Annotated in this window: 16 protein-coding genes; 10 read left to right on the top strand and 6 right to left on the bottom strand. The window is 63.8% G+C overall.

The window, feature by feature from the left end; genetic code table 11:
• Window positions 1–75 precede the first annotated feature (75 nt).
• From A9971_RS18960 to A9971_RS18940, 5 genes are all read left to right on the top strand, one after another.
• Window positions 76–1,551, top strand: a complete 1,476-nt coding sequence (locus A9971_RS18960; protein WP_258028609.1) for a coniferyl aldehyde dehydrogenase — start codon at window positions 76–78, stop codon at window positions 1,549–1,551.
• A 27-nt stretch (window positions 1,552–1,578) separates the two neighbouring features.
• Entirely contained in the window at window positions 1,579–2,124 is a 546-nt protein-coding gene (locus A9971_RS18955) for a hypothetical protein (RefSeq protein ID WP_011064040.1), read from the top strand.
• 174 nt (window positions 2,125–2,298) lie between these two features.
• A complete protein-coding gene (locus A9971_RS18950; RefSeq protein ID WP_011064041.1) occupies window positions 2,299–3,894 on the top strand; it encodes a GMC family oxidoreductase in 1,596 nt (531 codons plus the stop codon).
• A 115-nt stretch (window positions 3,895–4,009) separates the two neighbouring features.
• A complete protein-coding gene (gene coaD, locus A9971_RS18945; protein ID WP_003176711.1) occupies window positions 4,010–4,489 on the top strand; it encodes a pantetheine-phosphate adenylyltransferase in 480 nt (159 codons plus the stop codon).
• A 134-nt stretch (window positions 4,490–4,623) separates the two neighbouring features.
• Window positions 4,624–4,875 carry a YfhL family 4Fe-4S dicluster ferredoxin gene (locus A9971_RS18940; RefSeq protein WP_011064042.1) on the top strand — a complete coding sequence of 84 codons (252 nt, stop codon included), beginning with the start codon at window positions 4,624–4,626 and terminating at the stop codon, window positions 4,873–4,875.
• 63 nt (window positions 4,876–4,938) lie between these two features.
• On the opposite strand, the gene mutM is transcribed toward A9971_RS18940, so the two are convergent.
• Window positions 4,939–5,751 (bottom strand): bifunctional DNA-formamidopyrimidine glycosylase/DNA-(apurinic or apyrimidinic site) lyase, encoded by an 813-nt coding sequence (mutM, locus tag A9971_RS18935; RefSeq protein WP_011064043.1) that lies wholly within the window; start codon window positions 5,749–5,751, stop codon window positions 4,939–4,941.
• A gap of 33 nt (window positions 5,752–5,784) precedes the next feature.
• Window positions 5,785–6,597 carry an HDOD domain-containing protein gene (locus A9971_RS18930; protein ID WP_162865006.1) on the bottom strand — a complete coding sequence of 271 codons (813 nt, stop codon included), beginning with the start codon at window positions 6,595–6,597 and terminating at the stop codon, window positions 5,785–5,787.
• Window positions 6,598–6,824: 227 nt separating this feature from the next.
• Here A9971_RS18930 and A9971_RS18925 point away from each other — a divergent pair, with 227 nt between their 5' ends.
• The 4 genes from A9971_RS18925 to A9971_RS18910 all read left to right on the top strand — a co-directional run bounded on the left by A9971_RS18925 (window position 6,825) and on the right by A9971_RS18910 (window position 11,699).
• Window positions 6,825–8,021: a class I SAM-dependent rRNA methyltransferase gene (locus A9971_RS18925; protein WP_011064045.1), complete on the top strand. Its 1,197-nt coding sequence runs from the start codon at window positions 6,825–6,827 to the stop codon at window positions 8,019–8,021.
• A gap of 417 nt (window positions 8,022–8,438) precedes the next feature.
• Window positions 8,439–9,518 carry a SagB family peptide dehydrogenase gene (locus A9971_RS18920; RefSeq protein ID WP_011064046.1) on the top strand — a complete coding sequence of 360 codons (1,080 nt, stop codon included), beginning with the start codon at window positions 8,439–8,441 and terminating at the stop codon, window positions 9,516–9,518.
• A complete protein-coding gene (locus A9971_RS18915; protein WP_072443551.1) occupies window positions 9,518–10,495 on the top strand; it encodes a diiron oxygenase in 978 nt (325 codons plus the stop codon). The genes A9971_RS18920 and A9971_RS18915 overlap by 1 nt, the downstream gene beginning before the upstream one ends.
• Entirely contained in the window at window positions 10,488–11,699 is a 1,212-nt protein-coding gene (locus A9971_RS18910) for a multidrug effflux MFS transporter (RefSeq protein ID WP_015637383.1), read from the top strand. The genes A9971_RS18915 and A9971_RS18910 overlap by 8 nt, the downstream gene beginning before the upstream one ends.
• Window positions 11,700–11,729: 30 nt before the next feature.
• Here A9971_RS18910 and A9971_RS18905 read toward each other — a convergent pair whose 3' ends face one another.
• Window positions 11,730–12,299, bottom strand: coding sequence for a hypothetical protein (locus A9971_RS18905; protein ID WP_183001168.1), 570 nt, complete (start codon window positions 12,297–12,299; stop codon window positions 11,730–11,732).
• A gap of 301 nt (window positions 12,300–12,600) precedes the next feature.
• On the opposite strand from A9971_RS18905, the gene ilvD reads away from it, so the two are divergent.
• Window positions 12,601–14,442 (top strand): dihydroxy-acid dehydratase, encoded by a 1,842-nt coding sequence (ilvD, locus tag A9971_RS18900; RefSeq protein WP_072443548.1) that lies wholly within the window; start codon window positions 12,601–12,603, stop codon window positions 14,440–14,442.
• 212 nt (window positions 14,443–14,654) lie between these two features.
• Here ilvD and A9971_RS18895 read toward each other — a convergent pair whose 3' ends face one another.
• From A9971_RS18895 to A9971_RS18885, 3 genes are read right to left on the bottom strand one after another with little or no spacing between them, the layout of a single operon-like run.
• Window positions 14,655–15,878: an SGNH/GDSL hydrolase family protein gene (locus tag A9971_RS18895; RefSeq protein WP_183001170.1), complete on the bottom strand. Its 1,224-nt coding sequence runs from the start codon at window positions 15,876–15,878 to the stop codon at window positions 14,655–14,657.
• Between the two features lie 2 nt (window positions 15,879–15,880).
• Window positions 15,881–17,026, bottom strand: coding sequence for an SGNH family hydrolase (locus A9971_RS18890; RefSeq protein ID WP_053154373.1), 1,146 nt, complete (start codon window positions 17,024–17,026; stop codon window positions 15,881–15,883).
• Window positions 17,013–18,413, bottom strand: coding sequence for an MBOAT family O-acyltransferase (locus A9971_RS18885; RefSeq protein ID WP_310889330.1), 1,401 nt, complete (start codon window positions 18,411–18,413; stop codon window positions 17,013–17,015). The genes A9971_RS18890 and A9971_RS18885 overlap by 14 nt, the downstream gene beginning before the upstream one ends.
• Window positions 18,414–18,954 lie beyond the last annotated feature (541 nt).

The raw sequence follows: 18,954 nt of genomic DNA, 5'->3' as shown, positions 1-18,954 counted from the left end.
TGGCGTGCATCTTACGTTCTATCCCCCCGGGGATAAATCGCCACCGGCGCAGGAGGGCAATTGACATTTTAGAGCATAAGCTCTAAAAAACTAGCCACCTTACAAAGACGGAGCCCGTCCATGTCTGCCGAAATCGCTTACCTGCAGGATTCCCTTCAGCAACAGGACGAGCTGCTTGAGCTGTTCGAAGCCCAGCGCCGGGCCTTTGCCGCCAACCCGATGCCCCCCGCAGCGCAGCGCCAGCAATGGCTGAAGGCACTGCAGGAGCTGCTTAACAACGAGCGCCAGGCCCTGATCGATGCCATCAGCCAGGACTTCAGCAACCGCAGCGCCGACGAAACCCTGCTGGCCGAGCTGATGCCCAGCCTGCACGGCATCCACTACGCCAGCAAACACCTGAAGAAATGGATGAAGCCGTCCCGCCGCGCCGTGGGCCTGGCCTTCCAGCCGGCCTCGGCCAAGGTGGTCTACCAGCCCCTGGGGGTGGTCGGGATCATAGTGCCGTGGAACTACCCGCTGTACCTGTGCATGGGCCCGCTGGTGGGGGCGCTGGCCGCCGGCAACCGAGTGATGCTCAAGCTCAGTGAGTCCACACCCGCCACCGGGCAACTGCTCAAGCAACTGCTGGCCCGGGTCTTCCCCGAGGACCTGGTGTGCGTGGTGCTGGGCGAGGCCGAGGTGGGCATGGCGTTTTCCAAGCTGCGCTTCGACCACCTGCTGTTCACCGGCGCCACCAGCATCGGCAAGCACGTGATGCGCGCCGCCGCGGAAAACCTGACCCCGGTGACCCTGGAACTGGGCGGCAAATCCCCGGCCATCGTCTCCAGCACCGTGCCCCTCAAGGACGCGGCCGAACGCATCGCCTTCGGCAAGACCCTCAACGCCGGGCAGACCTGCGTCGCCCCGGACTACGTACTGGTACCGGAAGAGCGCGTCGGCGCCTTTGTCGAAGCCTATCGCCAGGTGGTGCGCGGTTTTTTCCCGACCCTGGCAGACAACCCCGACTACACCGCCATCATCAACCAGCGCCAGCTGGCGCGGCTCAACGGTTACCTGAGCGACGCCACCAGCAAGGGCGCGCAGCTGGTGCCACTGTTCGAGCAGAGCCAGGAACGACGCCTGGGCCACAGCCTGCTGCTCAATGTCAGCGATGACATGACCGTGATGCAGGACGAGATCTTCGGCCCGATCCTGCCCATCGTGCCCTACCGGACCCTGGACCAGGCCTTCGCCTATATCACCCAGCGTCCGCGCCCGCTGGCGCTGTACTACTTCGGCTACGACAAGGCCGAGCAGCAACGGGTGCTCAACGAAACCCACTCCGGCGGCGTGTGCCTCAACGACACCCTGCTGCATGTGGCCCAGGACGACCTGCCGTTCGGCGGCATCGGCCCTTCCGGCATGGGCCACTACCACGGGCATGAAGGCTTCCTGACCTTCAGCAAGGCCAAGGGGGTGTTCATCAAGCAGCGGTTCAACGCCGCCCGCCTGATCTACCCGCCGTATGGCAAATCGATCCAGAAGCTCATCCAGAAGCTGTTCATTCGTTAACCAGTACAACGCCGGGTAATAACAACAATGACCCCTAGCCTGTCTGAAACACCCGCGCTGTCACGGCGCGGCCTGCTGAAAATCGGCCTCTGCGCCAGCGCTTTCCTGGCCACTGCCGGGCTCGGCGCCAGCCTCAGCGGTTGCTCCGCCAGCACGCCCGCCAGCGGTTTCACCATGCTGCGCAGCAATGACCTGCCGTTCCTGCGGGCGCTAATCCCGGTGATGCTCGAAGGCGCCGTACCGGCGGACAAGATGCCCGCCGCCATCGAAGGCACCCTGGCCAACCTGGACAACGCCCTCAATCACCTGTCGACCGAGATGTTCAAGCTCACCCAGCAGCTGTTCGATGTACTGGGCATGGCGGTCACCCGCGGCCCGCTGACGGGGATCTGGGGCAGTTGGGAAAACGCCAGCGCGGATGACATCCGCAATTTCCTCAGCCGCTGGGAAAACAGCTTCCTGGCCTTGCTGCGCATGGGCCATGCCTCGTTGCTGCAACTGGTGATGATGGCTTGGTACACCCGGCCCGAGTCCTGGGCCCATTGCGGTTATCCCGGGCCACCAAAGGTCTGACCGGCCTTTGTAGCCGCTGCCACAGGCGCCGAACGAGCGGGACGCTCGCGGGGCACTGGGGGTTCGGCTGCAGATCGTCAAGCAAGGCCCTGGGGGCCTTTTCGCAGCTTCGCAGGCTCAGCAGCGGCTACAGTGGATGCGCGCCGAGCCATCAATAATAAGAGAGCACCCGATATGCCTGTACCTGATCTGTTCCGCGAAGGCCTGAATCGTGGCTGGAAAACCTACAACGGCTCGCAGCTGGAGCAGGACCTGACCCTGGAAGCCGATGTCGCCATCATCGGCAGCGGCGCCGGGGGCGGCACCACTGCCGAGATCCTCAGCGCCGCCGGCTACAAGGTGCTGCTGATCGAAGAAGGCCCGCTCAAGACCAGCGACGACTTCAAGATGCTCGAAGACCAGGCCTACACCAGCCTCTATCAGGAGGGCATCGGGCGCATGAGCAAGGATGGCGCCATCACCATCCTCCAGGGCCGCGCCGTGGGCGGCACTACCTTGATCAACTGGACGTCGAGCTTCCGCACACCTGACCCAACCCTGGAGCACTGGGCCCGTGAGCACGGGGTGGTGGGCCACAGCTCGGCCGAAATGGCGCCCTGGTTCGAGAAAATGGAACAGCGCCTGGGCGTCGCGCCCTGGGTCATGCCGCCCAACGCCAACAACGACGTGATCCGCAAGGGCTGCGAAGCCCTGGGCTACAGCTGGCACGTAATTCCGCGCAACGTGCGCGGCTGCTGGAACCTGGGCTACTGCGGCCTGGGCTGCCCGACCAACGCCAAGCAGTCGATGCTGGTGACCACCATCCCGGCGACCCTGGAGAAAGGTGGCGAGCTGCTGTACCTGGCCCGGGCGGAGCGCCTGCAGATCAAGGACGACAAGGTCACCAGCCTGCAATGCCAGGCCATGGACGCCCGCTGCGTGGCCCCCACCGGGCGCACCATCACGGTCAAGGCCAAGCATTACGTGCTGGCCGGTGGCGGCATCAACAGCCCGGCCCTGCTGTTGCGTTCCGATGCGCCGGACCCGCATTCGCGCCTGGGCAAACGCACCTTCCTGCACCTGGTCAACTTCTCCGCCGGGCAGTTCGACGAGGTGATCAATCCGTTCTACGGCGCGCCGCAGTCGATCTATTCCGACCACTTCCAGTGGCAGGACGGCACTACCGGCAAGATGTCCTACAAACTTGAAGTGCCACCCCTGCAGCCGGCCCTGGCCAGCACCCTGCTGGGCGGGTTCGGGCCGCAGAGCGGGCTGTCCATGGAGCAACTGCCCCACACCCACGCCATGCTTGCCCTGCTGCGGGACGGCTTTCACCCCGACAGCACCGGCGGCAACGTCGAACTGCGGGGTGACGGCACCCCGGTCCTCGACTATCAGGTTTCACCCTACGCCTGGGACGGACTGCGCCGGGCCTTCCACAGCATGGCGGAGATCCAGTTCGCCGGCGGCGCCAAGGCGGTCAAGCCGCTGCACAGCGATGCACGCTTCGCCAAGAGCCTCGACGAAGTGCGGGCGCAGATCGACGGCCTGGACCTGGCCCTGTACCGCACCCGCCTGGGCAGTGCCCACGTGATGGGCGGTTGCGCCATGGGCGAAGATCCGAAAACCGCGGTCACCGACAGCCTCGGGCGCCACCATCAACTGCACAACCTGTCGGTCCACGACGGCTCGCTGTTTCCCACCAGCATCGGCGCCAACCCGCAGCTGTCGGTCTATGGGCTCACGGCGCAATTGGCCAGCGCCTTGGCGGAGCGCCTGAAATCAGTGTGAAAAAGCGGGATATTCTCGTCGTCTATAGTGCTTTCTTCCCTAAAAGGCGACTTGGCCGACCGGGAAGGCTGCGATACCATCCGACTCCCCAACGGATTCCCGCCAGGACGACGCGATGAACCGAGTGTTGTACCCAGGTACCTTCGACCCTATTACCAAGGGCCATGGCGATCTGGTCGAACGCGCCTCGCGCCTGTTCGACCATGTGATCATCGCCGTTGCCGCCAGCCCCAAGAAAAACCCGCTGTTCCCCCTGGAGCAGCGCGTGGAACTGGCGCGCGAGGTGACCAAGCATCTGCCCAACGTTGAAGTCGTCGGCTTCTCCACCCTGCTGGCGCATTTTGCCAAGGAGCAGAACGCCAATGTCTTCCTGCGCGGCCTGCGGGCGGTTTCGGACTTCGAATACGAATTCCAGCTGGCCAACATGAACCGCCAGTTGGCCCCGGACGTGGAAAGCCTGTTTCTCACTCCGTCGGAGCGCTACTCGTTCATTTCCTCGACCCTGGTCCGTGAAATCGCTGCCCTGGGCGGTGATATCACCAAGTTCGTGCACCCGGCGGTCGCCGACGCGCTGACCCTGCGCTTCAAGAAATAAGCCGCGCGGCCCCGCACCGGGGCCCTCGCCTGACGTCAGCCATCGCGCCCGCGTGCACTGTGGGCGTCAATACGGCACAATTGCGCGCATTCGTTTTTACATGCCCGGGCCTGCCGCCCAGGCCGGAGTACCCCATGTCCCTGATCATCACCGACGATTGCATCAACTGCGACGTCTGCGAACCCGAGTGCCCTAACGCGGCGATTTCCCAAGGCGAAGAGATCTACGTCATCGATCCGAACCTGTGCACCCAGTGCGTCGGCCACTACGACGAGCCGCAGTGCCAGCAGGTGTGCCCGGTGGATTGCATTCCGCTGGACGAAGCCCGCCCGGAAACCGAAGAAGAGTTGATGGCCAAGTACCGGAAGATCACCGGCAAGGCTTGAGTGATATGGCGCCCTTTCGGCTCCCACAAACACCTGTAGGAGCCGGCTTGCCGGCGAAGCTTCTCAGCTCTGGCAACGCGGGCAATAGACACTGGCCCGCTGGCCCAGCTTGATTTCCCGCAGCCCGGTGCCGCAGACCTTGCAGTTCTCCCCGCCACGCCCGTAGACGAACAGTTCCTGCTGGAAGTAGCCCGGCTGGCCATCGCCACCGATAAAGTCGCGCAAGGTGGTGCCGCCGCGCTCGATAGCGGCCGCCAGGATGCGTTTGATCTCGATCGCCAGCTTCAGGTAGCGCGCTCGGGAAATCCCCTTGGCTTCGCGGCGCGGGTCGATGCCCGCGGCGAACAGCGCCTCGGTCGCATAGATATTGCCCACCCCCACCACCACCGCGTTGTCCATGATGAACGGCTTGACCGCCATGGAACGTCCGCGGGACAGCTGATACAGGCGCTCGCCGTCGAACAGGTCGGTCAGCGGCTCGGGCCCCAGGCGCACCAGCAATTCGTGATTCAGCGGGTCGTGGCTCCAGAGCATGGCGCCAAAGCGCCGCGGATCGGTGTAGCGCAGGGCCAGGCCGGACTCCAGCTCGATATCCACATGTTCGTGCTTGGCCGCCGGCAGCCCAACCTCCACCAGACGCAGGTTGCCGGACATTCCCAGGTGGCTGATCAGGGTGCCGACTTCGGCATTGATCAAAAGGTATTTGGCCCGCCGCTCCACCAGCACAATGCGCTGCCCGGACAGGCGCACGTCCAGATCTTCGGGGATCGGCCAGCGCAAGCGCCGGTCACGGACGATGACCCGGCTGACCTTCTGGCCTTCCAGATGCGGCGCGATTCCGCGCCGGGTGGTTTCGACTTCCGGTAATTCAGGCATATGCGCCCCTGGTACTCATCGCGAAATGAACGATCAGTGTGCGCCCAGCTCGCGCACGGTTTCCTTGAGGTTCTCGAAGTCGTAGTCCGACAGGCCGACGTAATCGAGAATCAGGTGGCCGATGCTGTTCCACTCGTGGTCTTCCACCTGATTGCCCAGCACCCGGTAGGACGCGCAGATGTGCTCGGCCATCTTGAGGATCGCCAGCAGGTTCTTCAGTTGGCTGTTGCGCGAGGATTCGTCGCTGAAGATCGCCAGGGCGTTGTGGTGGTTGGCAATGGCGTTGGTCACGTGCTCCGGCAGGCGCCAGGATTTGGCCGTGTAGTAGCCGACCACCGCGTGGTTGGTATTGAAGGCACGGTTTTCCGTGTCCACCACCCGCTGCTCCGGGCCGGCGCTGCCGTAGGCCTCTTCCAGCACAGTCATGTAGTCGGGGAAGCGCTTGAGCATCAGCGGCACGCCGCAGTCATGGAACAGGCCCAGGGCATAGGCCTCGTCCACGGCCTGGGAGCCGGTGCGCTTGGCCAGGGTCAGGCAGGTCATGGCCACGTCCTGGGCGGTGTCCCAGAAGCGGTTGAGGGTGACGATGGTTTCATCGCTCATCTCGCCCTTGATCGACTGCGCATTGATCAGGTTGATGATCGAACGGCTGCCCAGGAGATTCACCGCCCGCTGGATCGAAGCAATCTTGTTGCTCAGCCCGTAATACGGTGAATTGACGATCTTCAGCAACGCGCCGGACAGGCCCGGGTCCTGGGAGATCAGCTTGGCGATCACCTCCAGATCGGGATCGGGCATGTACTGCTCCATCTGCAAATCCACCATGATTTGCGGTTGGGGCGGCACGCTGATGCCTTGCAGGGCCTGTTGAATCTGTTCGGCTGATAGCTCTTGGGACATAAGTACACGCTCTGGGTGAGCCGGGGATTCTAACCTCTAACACGGGAATGTTGGGCGACCGGACAGGAACTTTACCCAATGGTTGCGGCAAAGGGCTCCCGCCGTAGGTCCATTGGCCATCGCTTGCGCCCCGCGACGGGGTATAATCGCGCCCTTTTTTCCGGAGCGACGTCATGTCCCTGCCAAGCCTGCGCCTCAAAGCCAACGCCGATCGCCGCCTGCGCGCCGGCCACCTGTGGGTCTACAGCAACGAAATCGATGTAGCCGCCACCCCTCTGCACGGCTTCAAGGCAGGCGACCAGGCAGTGCTGGAAGCCGCCGGCGGCAAGCCCCTGGGCGTGGTCGCCATGAGCCCGAACAACCTGATCTGCGCCCGCCTGCTGTCGCGCGATGCCAAGCTGGCCCTGGACAAGTCGCTGCTGGTGCACCGCCTGAACGTGGCCCTGTCCCTGCGCGAGCGCCTGTTCGACAAACCGTTCTACCGCCTGGTGTACGGCGACTCCGACCTGCTGCCGGGCCTGGTGGTCGATCGTTTCGGCGACATCCTGGTGGTACAGATCGCCTCCGCGACCATGGAAACCCACAAGGACGACATCATTGCCGCCCTGACCCAGGTGCTCAAGCCCAGCGGCATCCTGTTCAAGAACGACTCCGCCGCCCGTGACGCCGAAGGCCTGGGACGCTACGTCGAAACCGTGTTCGGCCTGGTGCCGGAGTGGGTCGCCCTGGAAGAGAACGGCGTGAAGTTCGAAGCCCCGGTGATCCAGGGCCAGAAAACCGGCTGGTTCTACGACCACCGCATGAACCGTGCCCGCCTGGCGCCTTATGCCAAGGGCAAGCGCGTGCTGGACCTGTACAGCTACATCGGCGGCTGGGGCGTGCAGGCCGCGGCTTTCGGCGCCAGCGAAGTGTTCTGCGTCGACGCCTCGGCCTTCGCCCTCGACGGCGTGGAGCGCAACGCCGCGCTGAACGGCTTTGCCGAGAAAATGACCTGCATCGAAGGCGACGTCTTCGAAGCCCTGAAGGAACTCAAGGCCAGCGAAGAGCGCTTCGACGTGATCGTTGCCGACCCGCCCGCCTTCATCAAGCGCAAGAAAGACCTGAAGAACGGCGAAGGCGCCTACCGCCGCCTTAACGAGCAAGCCATGCGCCTGCTCAACAAGGACGGCATCCTGGTCAGCGCTTCGTGCTCGATGCACCTGCCCGAGGACGACCTGCAGAACATCCTCCTGACCAGCGCCCGCCACCTGGACCGCAACATCCAGCTGCTGGAGCGCGGCGGCCAGGGCCCGGACCACCCGGTGCACCCGGCCATTCCGGAAACCCGCTACATCAAGAGCATCACCTGCCGCCTGCTGCCCAACAGCTGAGCCACTGCCTGCCCAGGGACGCCACAGCATCCCTGGGCAACCGCTCGAACGCCTCGCTCCCCTCTCGCCTTTCCCCTCTCGCCGCCCGGGCCATTGGATAACCCAGGGAAACCCGCGCTTATATACCTATGATCCATCAAAGTAACTAGCCAATATCCTACAGTGCTCTAGGCAATCACTTACCTAATAACTACTTGATTCCTCTCTATTGCTGTCTACTCTTCGGAAGTCGCTTAGGAAGCGACATTCATTCAAATCGTTTAGGAGCAATAACAATGAAAGCTATCTCCCTCGAATCGAAAAAGATCGCCAACCTGGCTTGCCTCGCAGCGGCTAAATCCCGCTAAGTAATTGATGAACTGGGGAGTGCCGGCTACCCAGCTTCATCTTTGGTCAAGTTCAGAGTTTTAAAAGAACATGCAAATAAACCCGAACTTTTTCATACTTGCCCGCCCGCCCTTCACTGTTATCTGGAACTATAAAGATCACACTCAGTTCGAACTGGACTCGATCTATTCCACACGCCTCATACAACTTGTCGAAGACCCTTCGCAGTATGACGACAAGAATGAAATAGATAGTGCATTCGCCGCCGCCGGGCTCCTGTCCAACGAGACTTTCGAGCCACTTGAATGGGGCTGGGATGAACTGTCGCGGATCTTCCACATCGGCACCAAGAACCTGCCCTTCGAGCAAGTGCCCCAGGATATTCATGAGTGGTCCGCCCAATACCTCGAGCATTGCGACCAGGTACTGGACACCCCGGCCCCCTCAGCCCGCTTTGCCGAAACCTCCCACGATGGTCTGATCCGCCTGCCCGCGCCGGTACTGGAAACCGCCAGCTCCCTGAACCAGGTGCTGCTGCAGCGCAAGACTTCACGCTCCTTTTCCCAGCAGGCCGTGGCCCTGGAAGAGCTCAGCACCCTGCTCTACCTGTCCCTGGGCTACCTCAAGGAACGGGAAGCCGACACGGACGAGACCGTCCCCGAAGCCCTGCGGCCAAGGCGCAGCAGCCCTTCCGGCGGTGGCCTGAACGCCTGCGAGGGCTATGTCTATGCCGCCAGGGTCCGCGGCCTGGAGCCGGGCCTCTATTACTACCACCCGGAGCTGCACGCCTTGCGGCCCGTGCACCCGCTTCCCGAAGAGCCCCTGGGCCTGCTGCTGGCTGGCCAGCACTTCGTCAACGAACTGCCCCTGGGCCTGTTCCTGACCTGCCGCTTCGACAAGCTGTGGTGGAAATACGAACACTCCCGGGCCTACCGCATGGCCTATGTCGAGGCCGGGCATATCTCGCAAACCTTCCAGCTCGCGGCCACTGCCCTGGGCCTGGACACCTGGCTGACGGGAGCCCTGAGCGACGAGCGCGTGGAGCAATTGCTGGGGCTGCAGGACGCCGCGGAGCAGCCGCTGTTCTTTGTCGGCTGCGGCCAAGGTGATGGCCAGGTGCAATGCAAGGAACTCAAGGCCCTGATCGAACAGCGGGAGCGCGAACAGTAATGCACCCCGCCGCATCGTCCAAAGAGGCCCAGGCAGGCCGGCGTCCCTACTCCCTCGGCGACTGGGACAACCGCTCCGCGGTGCGCTCGCGCAAGAGCAGCTACCAGCTACCGCCCCACAGCGAGCTCGAACAGGAACTGCAGACCCGTGACTGGTTTCCGCCGGCCTTCATCCCCTACTTCGCCGACCCGGCCATCCAGCACGCCGGGAGGACGGTACAGCAGCGCCTGGCGGCCAACCACCTGGTGTACTTCCTGCACTACACGACGATCCTGGAGCACAAGATCGTCAACCGCTCGGTGGAAACCCTGATCCACGGGGAACTGGCGATCGAGCTGCCGGAGACGATGAAAATCGCGGCCCTGCAGTTGTATACCGACGAGGGCTATCACGCCCTGTTCTCCTTCAAGCTGGCGGAGCAGGTGGCGAATGGGTACGCCATGCCAGCCTGGCAGCCACTGCCCAGGCGCATCCGCCTGATGCACGACCTGCTGGCCCGCTGCGCCGATTCTCAACGGCCCCTGGTCTGGTTCCTGCTGGGTTTCGTCTCCGAAACCATCATTGCCAAGGAGTTGCTGAGCATCACCGGTGACGGGCTGGTGTCCACGGTCTACCAGATGTTCAGGGAGCACCTGGAAGACGAGGCCCGGCACAGTCGTTATTTCAGCGAAGTGTTCGACTATGTCTGGGCACGACTGTCGCCGCAGCAGCAGGTTTTTTCCGCCAGCCAACTGATCGATATCATTTTCATCTTCGCTGCCGTGGACCAGGAGTGGCTGAGCGCAAGCCTGAACGAGGCCGGCATTCCCCTCGCCGCGGCACATGCCGCCATCCACAGCCTGATTCAGCCGAGTGCAGAAGTGCTGCGCGCCCGCTCGATCGCCGGCGCCACCCTGCAAGCCATGAAGCGCGCAGGTTTCTTCGAGCACGACGACAACCGCCGACTCTTCACCCAGACAGGACTGATCGATGCCTGAAATCAGGGATGACTCTGCCTCCACGACCAGGAAGGTCGGCGCCATTGTCTTGCTCATGGCCATGGTCATGCTCGGGGTGTTCCCGATCGACGTGCTCTTGCCTTCTTTTCCTGCACTGTCCCAACACTTTGCTACCAGCGCCGCCGACATCGCCCTGTCCGTCAGCCTGTTCGCCATCGGCATCTCGATCTCCCAATTGCTGATCGGCCCGCTGTCGGATGCCCTGGGCCGCAAGACCCTGCTGCTGGCCGGCATGGCCGTCTCGGTCGGCGGCGCTCTGGGCTGCGTCTGGGCCAGGGACTACAACTGGTTTCTGGTGTTTCGCGTGGTCCAGGCACTGGGCTGTGGCTGCTTCGTGCTGTCCCAGGCGCTGGTCCAGGACCTGTTCGTCGGCCAGGAGCGCGACCGCCTGCGGATCCTCATGGTCACCGCCAGCGGCCTGTGCATTTCCCTCTCGCCCCTGGCCGGGACCCTGCTGCAAAGCCTGATGGGCTGGCCAGGCAGCTTCTATGTGTTCAGCGCGATTGCCGTCCTGGTGTTTCTCAAGGCGCTGGCCACCCTGGAAAACCCGCCGATCGTCAGGAGCGGCCCGCGCACCGGCATCCTCCAGGCCTACCGACGGGTCTGCAGCAACTTCAGTTTCGTCGCCTACTGGCTGATCTCGGCCATCGTCTTCGCTTGCCACTTCTCGTTCATCGTGGTCTCGCCGCTGATCTTCCTGGAGCAACTGCAGCTCAGCAGCTACGAGTTTTCCCTGACTCTGCTGCTCTACGGCGCGGCCTACGTGATTGGCGGGGTGGTAGCCGGGGTGCTCAACAAATACCTGGAGCCCGGCACCCAGATCATTACCGGGTTGTGCCTGATCTTCCTCGCCGGGCTGGTCATGCTGTTGTTGGCCAGCCAGTTCGGCCTGTCCATCAGCACGGTGCTGGTGCCGATGATCATCTGCACCGCCGGCACCACCATCACCCGGCCCGCCGCCACGTCCAGGGCCATGGAACTGTTCCCGGACAATGCCGGCGCCTCGGCCTCGGCCGGCAACACGCTGATTTTCGTCATGGGCGGGCTGATCAGCGCCGTGATCAACCTCAGCGCCAGCGACCTGCAGACCACCCTGGCCCTGAGTTTCATCGCCCTGAGCAGCGTCGGCCTGCTGGTCAACCAGCGCATCAGCCGCCGCGCCCGGAACCTGCGCCTGGCCTGAAGCCCGGATTGGCCCGGGTCCTGGTGGCCATCAGGCGGTTGTGGCAGCTCCCACGCTGAAACGGGCCAGCCCGCGGCCAGTCAGGCACAGGCCAAGGGAGAAGGCCAGGGTCGGGCCGGCAAAGAACAGCAGGGACATCCACCCGCTCTTGAAAGGGTCGAGATGACGGTAAGCGAGCCACAGCTCGAACAGCTTCAGCACCAGCCAGGGCCATGGCAAGGCCAGCACCAGCCAGAGAACATTGCCCAGCAGGCGCCGGCCCAATCGTGCCCGCCCTTGCACCCGGCTCACCACGGCCACGGCGACCAGCAGCCCGGCCGCCACGCAGTACTCCATCCGCGGGCTGGAGGGTAGCTCGTCATACAGCCGTACCAGCCCCGCCGCCCCCAGGCCCAGCAGCAACATGAGCCCCCAGGTGCGCCACTGGTGCTGCTGCCCGGCCAACATTTGCAACCCCCCGCCGCCCACCAGTAGCGCAGCGCCCGTTGCGACAATGCCCAGGCCGGACCAATCGCTGTACAACACCAGCCACATCAGCAACAGCCCCTGCAGCAGGCCGACGCCCAGGCAGAACTTGAAGGATTGCAGAGTCGCGGACATTCCAGCTCCATTGGAAGGTAATCGAAGGGCGGCGAGTCTAAACCAGGATGGCAGCGTCCGGTGATATCCAGGCAATCAATGCCACAGAGCGGCCCCGGCATTCCTTCCTGACGCCAGCGGTGTAGAATCGGCGAATTCATCGCCAGTCATCCCCCGGCGGGTTTATGAGCTCAGGCTGAGGCGCGCGGCGATCCCGCGGCGTCATCGGCAGCTTTCGGACACACGGCCATTTCTGAGTGTTCCCGAGGTCAATAGAAGCTCACTCCCCATTTGTTACCTGATTAGCCGCCCGGAGTGCTCCATGCCTGATTACCGCTCGAAAACATCCACCCATGGCCGCAACATGGCCGGCGCCCGCGCCCTGTGGCGCGCCACGGGGATGAAAGATGCCGACTTCAAGAAGCCGATCATCGCCATTGCCAACTCCTTCACCCAGTTCGTCCCGGGGCACGTGCACCTGAAGGACCTGGGCCAGCTGGTGGCTCGCGAGATCGAACGCGCCGGTGGCGTGGCCAAGGAATTCAACACCATCGCCGTGGACGACGGCATCGCCATGGGCCACGACGGCATGCTGTATTCCCTGCCGAGCCGCGAGATCATCGCCGACTCCGTGGAATACATGGTCAACGCCCATTGCGCCGACGCCATCGTGTGCATTTCCAACTGCGACAAGATCACCCCCGGCATGCTGATGGCCGCCCTGCGCCTGAACATCCCGGTGATCTTCGTTTCCGGCGGCCCGATGGAAGCCGGCAAGACCAAGCTCGCCAGCCATGGCCTGGACCTGGTGGACGCCATGGTCATCGCCGCCGACTCCAGCGCTTCTGACGAGAAGGTTGCCGAGTACGAACGCAGCGCCTGCCCGACCTGCGGTTCGTGCTCCGGCATGTTCACCGCCAACTCCATGAACTGCCTGACCGAAGCCCTGGGGCTCGCCCTGCCGGGCAACGGTTCGACCCTGGCCACCCACAGCGATCGCGAAGAGCTGTTCCTGCGGGCCGGGCGTACCATCGTCGAGCTGTGCCAGCGCTACTACGGCGACAACGACGAGTCGGTCCTGCCGCGCAACATCGCCAACTTCAAGGCGTTCGAAAACGCCATGACCCTGGACATCGCCATGGGCGGTTCCACCAACACCATCCTGCACCTGCTGGCCGCCGCCCAGGAAGCCGAGATCGACTTCGACCTGCGGGACATCGATCGCCTGTCGCGCCACGTGCCGCAGCTGTGCAAAGTGGCGCCGAACATCCAGAAGTACCACATGGAAGACGTGCACCGCGCCGGCGGCATCTTCAGCATCCTCGGCGAACTGGCCCGTGGCGGCCTGCTGCACACCGACCTGCCCACCGTGCACAGCAAGAGCATGGCCGAAGGCATCGCCCAGTGGGACATCACCCAGACCAGCGACGAAGCCGTGCATCACTTCTTCAAGGCCGGCCCGGCGGGCATCCCGACCCAGACCGCGTTCAGCCAGTCGACCCGTTGGGACAGCCTCGACGATGACCGTGAAAACGGCTGCATCCGCAGTGTCGAGCATGCCTACTCGAAAGAAGGCGGCCTGGCCGTGCTCTACGGCAACATCGCCCTGGACGGCTGCGTGGTGAAGACCGCCGGTGTCGACGAGTCGATCCATGTCTTCGAAGGCAACGCCAAGATCTTCGAGAGCCAGGACAGCGCGGTGCGCGGCATCCTCGCCGACGAGGTGAAGGAAGGCGACATCGTGATCATCCGTTACGAAGGTCCGAAAGGCGGCCCGGGCATGCAGGAAATGCTCTATCCGACCTCCTACCTGAAGTCCAAGGGCCTGGGCAAAGCCTGCGCCCTGCTCACCGACGGCCGCTTCTCCGGCGGCACCTCGGGCCTGTCCATCGGCCACGCCTCGCCCGAAGCGGCAGCCGGCGGCGCCATCGGCCTGGTGCAGGACGGCGACAAGGTACTGATCGACATTCCCAACCGCTCGATCAACCTGTTGGTCAGCGACGAGGAACTGGCGGCCCGCCGTGTCGAGCAGGACAAGAAAGGCTGGAAACCGGTGGAAGCACGCCCGCGCAAGGTGACCACCGCGCTGAAGGCCTACGCCCTGCTGGCCACCAGCGCCGACAAGGGTGCGGTGCGCAACAAGGCCATGCTCGACGGCCTGTGATCGTAGCCCGCCAATGAAAATGCCCCGCCAAGTGCGGGGCATTTTTTTGACCTTGCCGGCGCTTGCGCTGGCAGCCTGGCCCCGTAGGAGCCGGCTTGCCGGCGAAGGCAGCGTTGAACCTTGCATCGCCCTCGACCGCGCCTTCGCTGGCAAGCCAGCTCCTACAGCAGCATTCAAGGTGGTGGCGCCGCCGCTAAAGCGGTGCCGGGAGCTCAAGGCATGCGTTCGCCCAATTGCCCGCGCAGGAAGCGATACAAGCCATCGGCGCTCTTGCGATAACCATCGGCGGTCAGGTGGATCAGGTCGTTGCGGGCCAGGTCGCTGCCCTGCCATTTGCTGATGGAGCAGTCCCCCCCCATGAATGCCTGCCAGTCCCAGAACAGGGTGCGACTGTTCTTCGCCACGTCCTTCTGGATCTGGATGATCTGCCGCAACGGCTGGGGCTGGGAGGCCGCGCAACTGCCAGCATTGCGACGCTTGATGGAATCCGGCGGCCCCACCAGCAAAATCACGGTCTTGGGCAGGTTCTTGCGCAACAGCGCGACCTTCTCCTGCAACTGGCTGCGGTACAACTGCAGATCCAGGTCGTCGTCGAAGGCTTCGTTGGTGCCGTAGGCCAGCACCACCATGTCCGGGCGCAGGGCCTTGAGGGCTTCCAGCCAGCCGGGCTGCCACTTGTCCAGCACGTCCAGGCGTGCACCGTTGATCCCCAGGGCGGAATAGATCACCCCGGCGCTCTTCTGCCCGAGGATGTTCCAGCCGCCCAGGGCCAGGCCCTGGTTGCTGGCCACGTTCAGGTCCAGGGGCAGGGTCAGGTTGTTGAACGGCGGGCTGAAGCGCCATTGCCCCCCCGTAGCGGCCAGCATGCGGCTGCTTTTGTTGAGGTTGTCCCGGGCGGTCAGGGTGCTGTTGCTGGACGCCTGGTACAGCGCGGAAATCCGGTACTGCTGGTTGCTCGGCTGGCGTTCGGCGATATGCACCCGCGCGCCTGGGGTCAGGGGCAGCGACAGGTAGCCGCCCAGGGGAAACTGGTTGCTCTGCTGGTTGCGTGCCGATACCAGGGACCACTGGCGCTTGGCGGCACCGAGAATCACCCGCTCATAGCGGGTGCCGGGCACCGGCGTGGCTGCCACGAAACCGATGCCGCCATCGCCGTATTGCGCCTGCAGCAGGCGCCGCACCTCACCGCTGAACAGGTCGGCGGCGGTGTGGGAGTCGCCCAGTTGCACAATGGTGATGGGGGTGCGGTTGGAAGTGCTGAATTTGCGTGCCAGCAGCGCCAGGTTCGGGTCGGTCCCGGTGGTCAGGACTTTTTTCGCCGTCATCCCGGACTTGGCCAGCGCCGAAGCGGGAGTGGCCTGGACCTCGGTGGTCGGGCTGCAACTGCTCAGCAAGGTGATGCCCAGCAACAGCGCAATGCCTTGCAGTCGCCCCATAGTCAGTGCTCCGTCAATTGTTGGCTGGGAAAGTTGATCAGCGAGATCACACGCTCAGCGATCAGCTTCTGCCCAGTGGTGGTGAAATGGATACCGTCGTCGACCCGGGTCTTGACCTTCTTGCCATCGCCGGTGGTGCGGTAATAGGAGAATTCGTCGCTCTGGTAACCGAGAATCTCGTTGGCCGAGACGTAGTGCTGGTGGTACTGCTCGATCTGGCCCTTGTACAGCTGGCTCAGGTAGGCCATGGCTGTAGACAGCTTGGGCTTCTCCATGTTCGGCGGCCCGACCCAGATCACCTGCACATTATGCGCCTGGGCGGTGTCGAGGATCGAATCGATGCGCTGGCGATAGGCTTCTTCCCAGTCCGGGGTCTTGAAGCGCAGGAACGGCTTGCCCTTGACCACCGGCATGTCCCAGGGGTCGTTGGGGCCGAGGAAAATCACCATCAGGCGAATGTTGGGGTTGCTGGCCAGGGTGCTTTCAACCGTCTTGGGCCAGTTGAAGAAGCTCGGGTAGGCAAGGCCGGTGCTCTGCTTGCTGAGGTTCAGGCTCTTGACGTTGTAGCGTTTGCGCAAGGTGTTGGCCATGTGTGGCGCCACGCCCTGCATCAGGGAATCACCGACGAAGAACACTTCATCCCCGGTGGCTAGGCTGGCCATCAGCGGCGTGGTTGCCCCCGGCTCGACCTTGGGCGGGTGGCTGACCACCGGGGCCACGGCCACCGGCTGCGGGTGCACTGCAGCCGGCGCCTGCGGAGCGGGATGCACGGGGGCCGGATGCACCGGCGCAGCATGGGCGGTCGCAACCGGCGCAGGTACGGGCGCAGGCTCCTCGGCCAGCGTCGGCAAAGGAGGCAGCTCTTGCTCCGCGGCGGCCTCGGCCACCATCACCTGGCCGGTAAAGCTGCCGACAAAGGCCACCCGGGCATTTTCCAGGGCCTGGTTGAGTTGCGCGCCAAAGCGCCACTGCGGGTTCTGCGACAACCCGGGGACCTCGCAGTCGTCGTGGTACTTCTGCTGGCAGTAGAGGCGGATCGACTGCTGGTTGAACCACACCAGCAGCAGGCTGGTGACCACCAGGGCGTAGAAGACCTTGGCCGCGCTACCGAGGCTGATCGACAAGGGCGAACGGTTAGAAACTGGCATAGATGAACCCCGGCACGCCCGACGGAGAGGCGAAGATGACCACGCAGATAAACAGCCCCAGCGGCACTGGATAGAACAGCCACGGCAAACCGGTGGCGGCATCGAACAGGCGGCGCAGCAGCGCCACGATCCGTGGGTAGAAGGCCACGAACAGCAGGCAGCCCAGCAGGCTGGCGCCGCCGCCGAGCAGGCCGCCCAAGGACAGCTCGCCCAGGCCCTTGAGCATGTCCATGGCATCGGAGAGGGTCGCGCAGCGGAAGAAGATCCAGGCGAACGCCACATAGTGGAAGGTCAGCAGCCGCGCCATGAGGTCGGCGCCGATCCAGCTCGGGCCCCGGGGCAGCAGCGGGCTGCACAGCTTGTACAGGGCCAGGCCGATACCGTGCAGCGCGCCCCAGATGATGAAGTTGGCGCTGGCGCCGTGCCACAGGCCGGAAATCAGCATCGCCAGCAGCATGTTCAGGTTGCCGCGCCACACCGGGCCACGGTTGCCCCCCAGGGGGATGTACACATAGTCACGGATGAAGGTCGACAGGCTGATGTGCCAGCGGCCCCAGAATTCCTTGAGGTTGCGCGCCGCGTAGGGGTAGTTGAAGTTCTGCGGCAGGCGGAAGCCCAGCAGCAGGGCGATGCCCGTCACCAGGTCGGTGTAGCCGCTGAAGTTGAAGTAGATCAGGAACGAATAACCGTAGACCGCACGCAGGATCTGCTCGGCAGAATAGGCCACCGGGCTGTCGAATACCGGGTCGACCCATTCGTTGGCCAGCCAGGAACTGAGGAAGAACAGCTTGACCACCGCCACCGCGATCAGGCCCAGGGCGCGCTGCGGCTCCAGCACCTGGCGCAACTGCGGCGGGTTGATCTGCGCCAGCATGGGAATCGCCCGGTTCACCGGACCGGCGATCAGGCTGGGGAAGAAGGCCAGGTACAGCGCCAGGTCGAAGGGCGAGCCCGGGGTCAGCTCACGGCGGTTGATCGACACCAGGTAACTGACCGAGTGGAAGGCATAGAACGACAGCCCCACCGGCAGCAGCACCTCCAGCAGCGGCAGCGACACCTCGACACCGAACTGGGCGAAGGCGTTCTGCACCGTACTGGTGAAGAAATCCTGGTACTTGAACAGGTAGAACGCCCCGAGCACCAGCAGCAGCATCAGTCCGTTGACCCAGCCGCGCCCGGGGTAACGCTGGCTCAACAGGCCGAGCAGGTACACCAGGGCCGTGTAGCCCAGCAGAATGTAGAGGAAGTTCAGGCTGAAGCTGGCAAGGATCGCGTAACTGGCAACCAGCAGCAGGGCGTTCTGCAAGCGCAGGCTGAAGCCCAGGCCCCAGTACAGAACGAAGAACAGGATGAAGCAGAGGCCGAATTCGATCGAGAGATAGCTCACAACGTAGTCCATTACGTGCAGTCGGGGACAAACCCGGCACAAGGGAGAGCAGGCGGGGGGATGGGAAACGGACGCGATTATGGCAGAGGGGGTTTGGCAGTCACAAGTTGAAACATTCTCCGCCTATAGCGGACGCCGGCTCCGCACCGAACGACAGACACCCCTTGCGGGAGCTGGCTTGCCAACGAAGGCGTCCGCGAGGGCGACGCCCGGCCCAAAGGCCTCTTCGCCGGCAAGCCGGCTCCTACAAATAGATCGCCGGTTTACCGTAGGAGCTGGCTTGCCAGCGAAGGCGTCCGCGAGAGCGACGCCAGATCCAAAGGCCTCTTCGCCGGCAAGCCGGCTCCTACAAATAGATCGCCGGCCTAACGTAGGAGCTGGCTTGCCAGCGAAGGTGTCCGCGAGGGCGACGCCCGGCCCAATGGCCTCTTCGCCGGCAAGCCGGCTCCTACAAATAGATCGCCGGCCTACCGTAGGAGCTGGCTTGCCAGCGAAGGCGTCCGCGAGGGCGACGCCCGGCCCAAAGGCCTATTCGCCGGCA

It is taken from the genome of Pseudomonas sp. UME65 (assembly GCF_014170225.1).
GTDB classification, from domain to species: Bacteria; Pseudomonadota; Gammaproteobacteria; order Pseudomonadales; family Pseudomonadaceae; genus Aquipseudomonas; species Aquipseudomonas protegens.
This window is presented reverse-complemented; position numbering and strand designations above follow the sequence as displayed.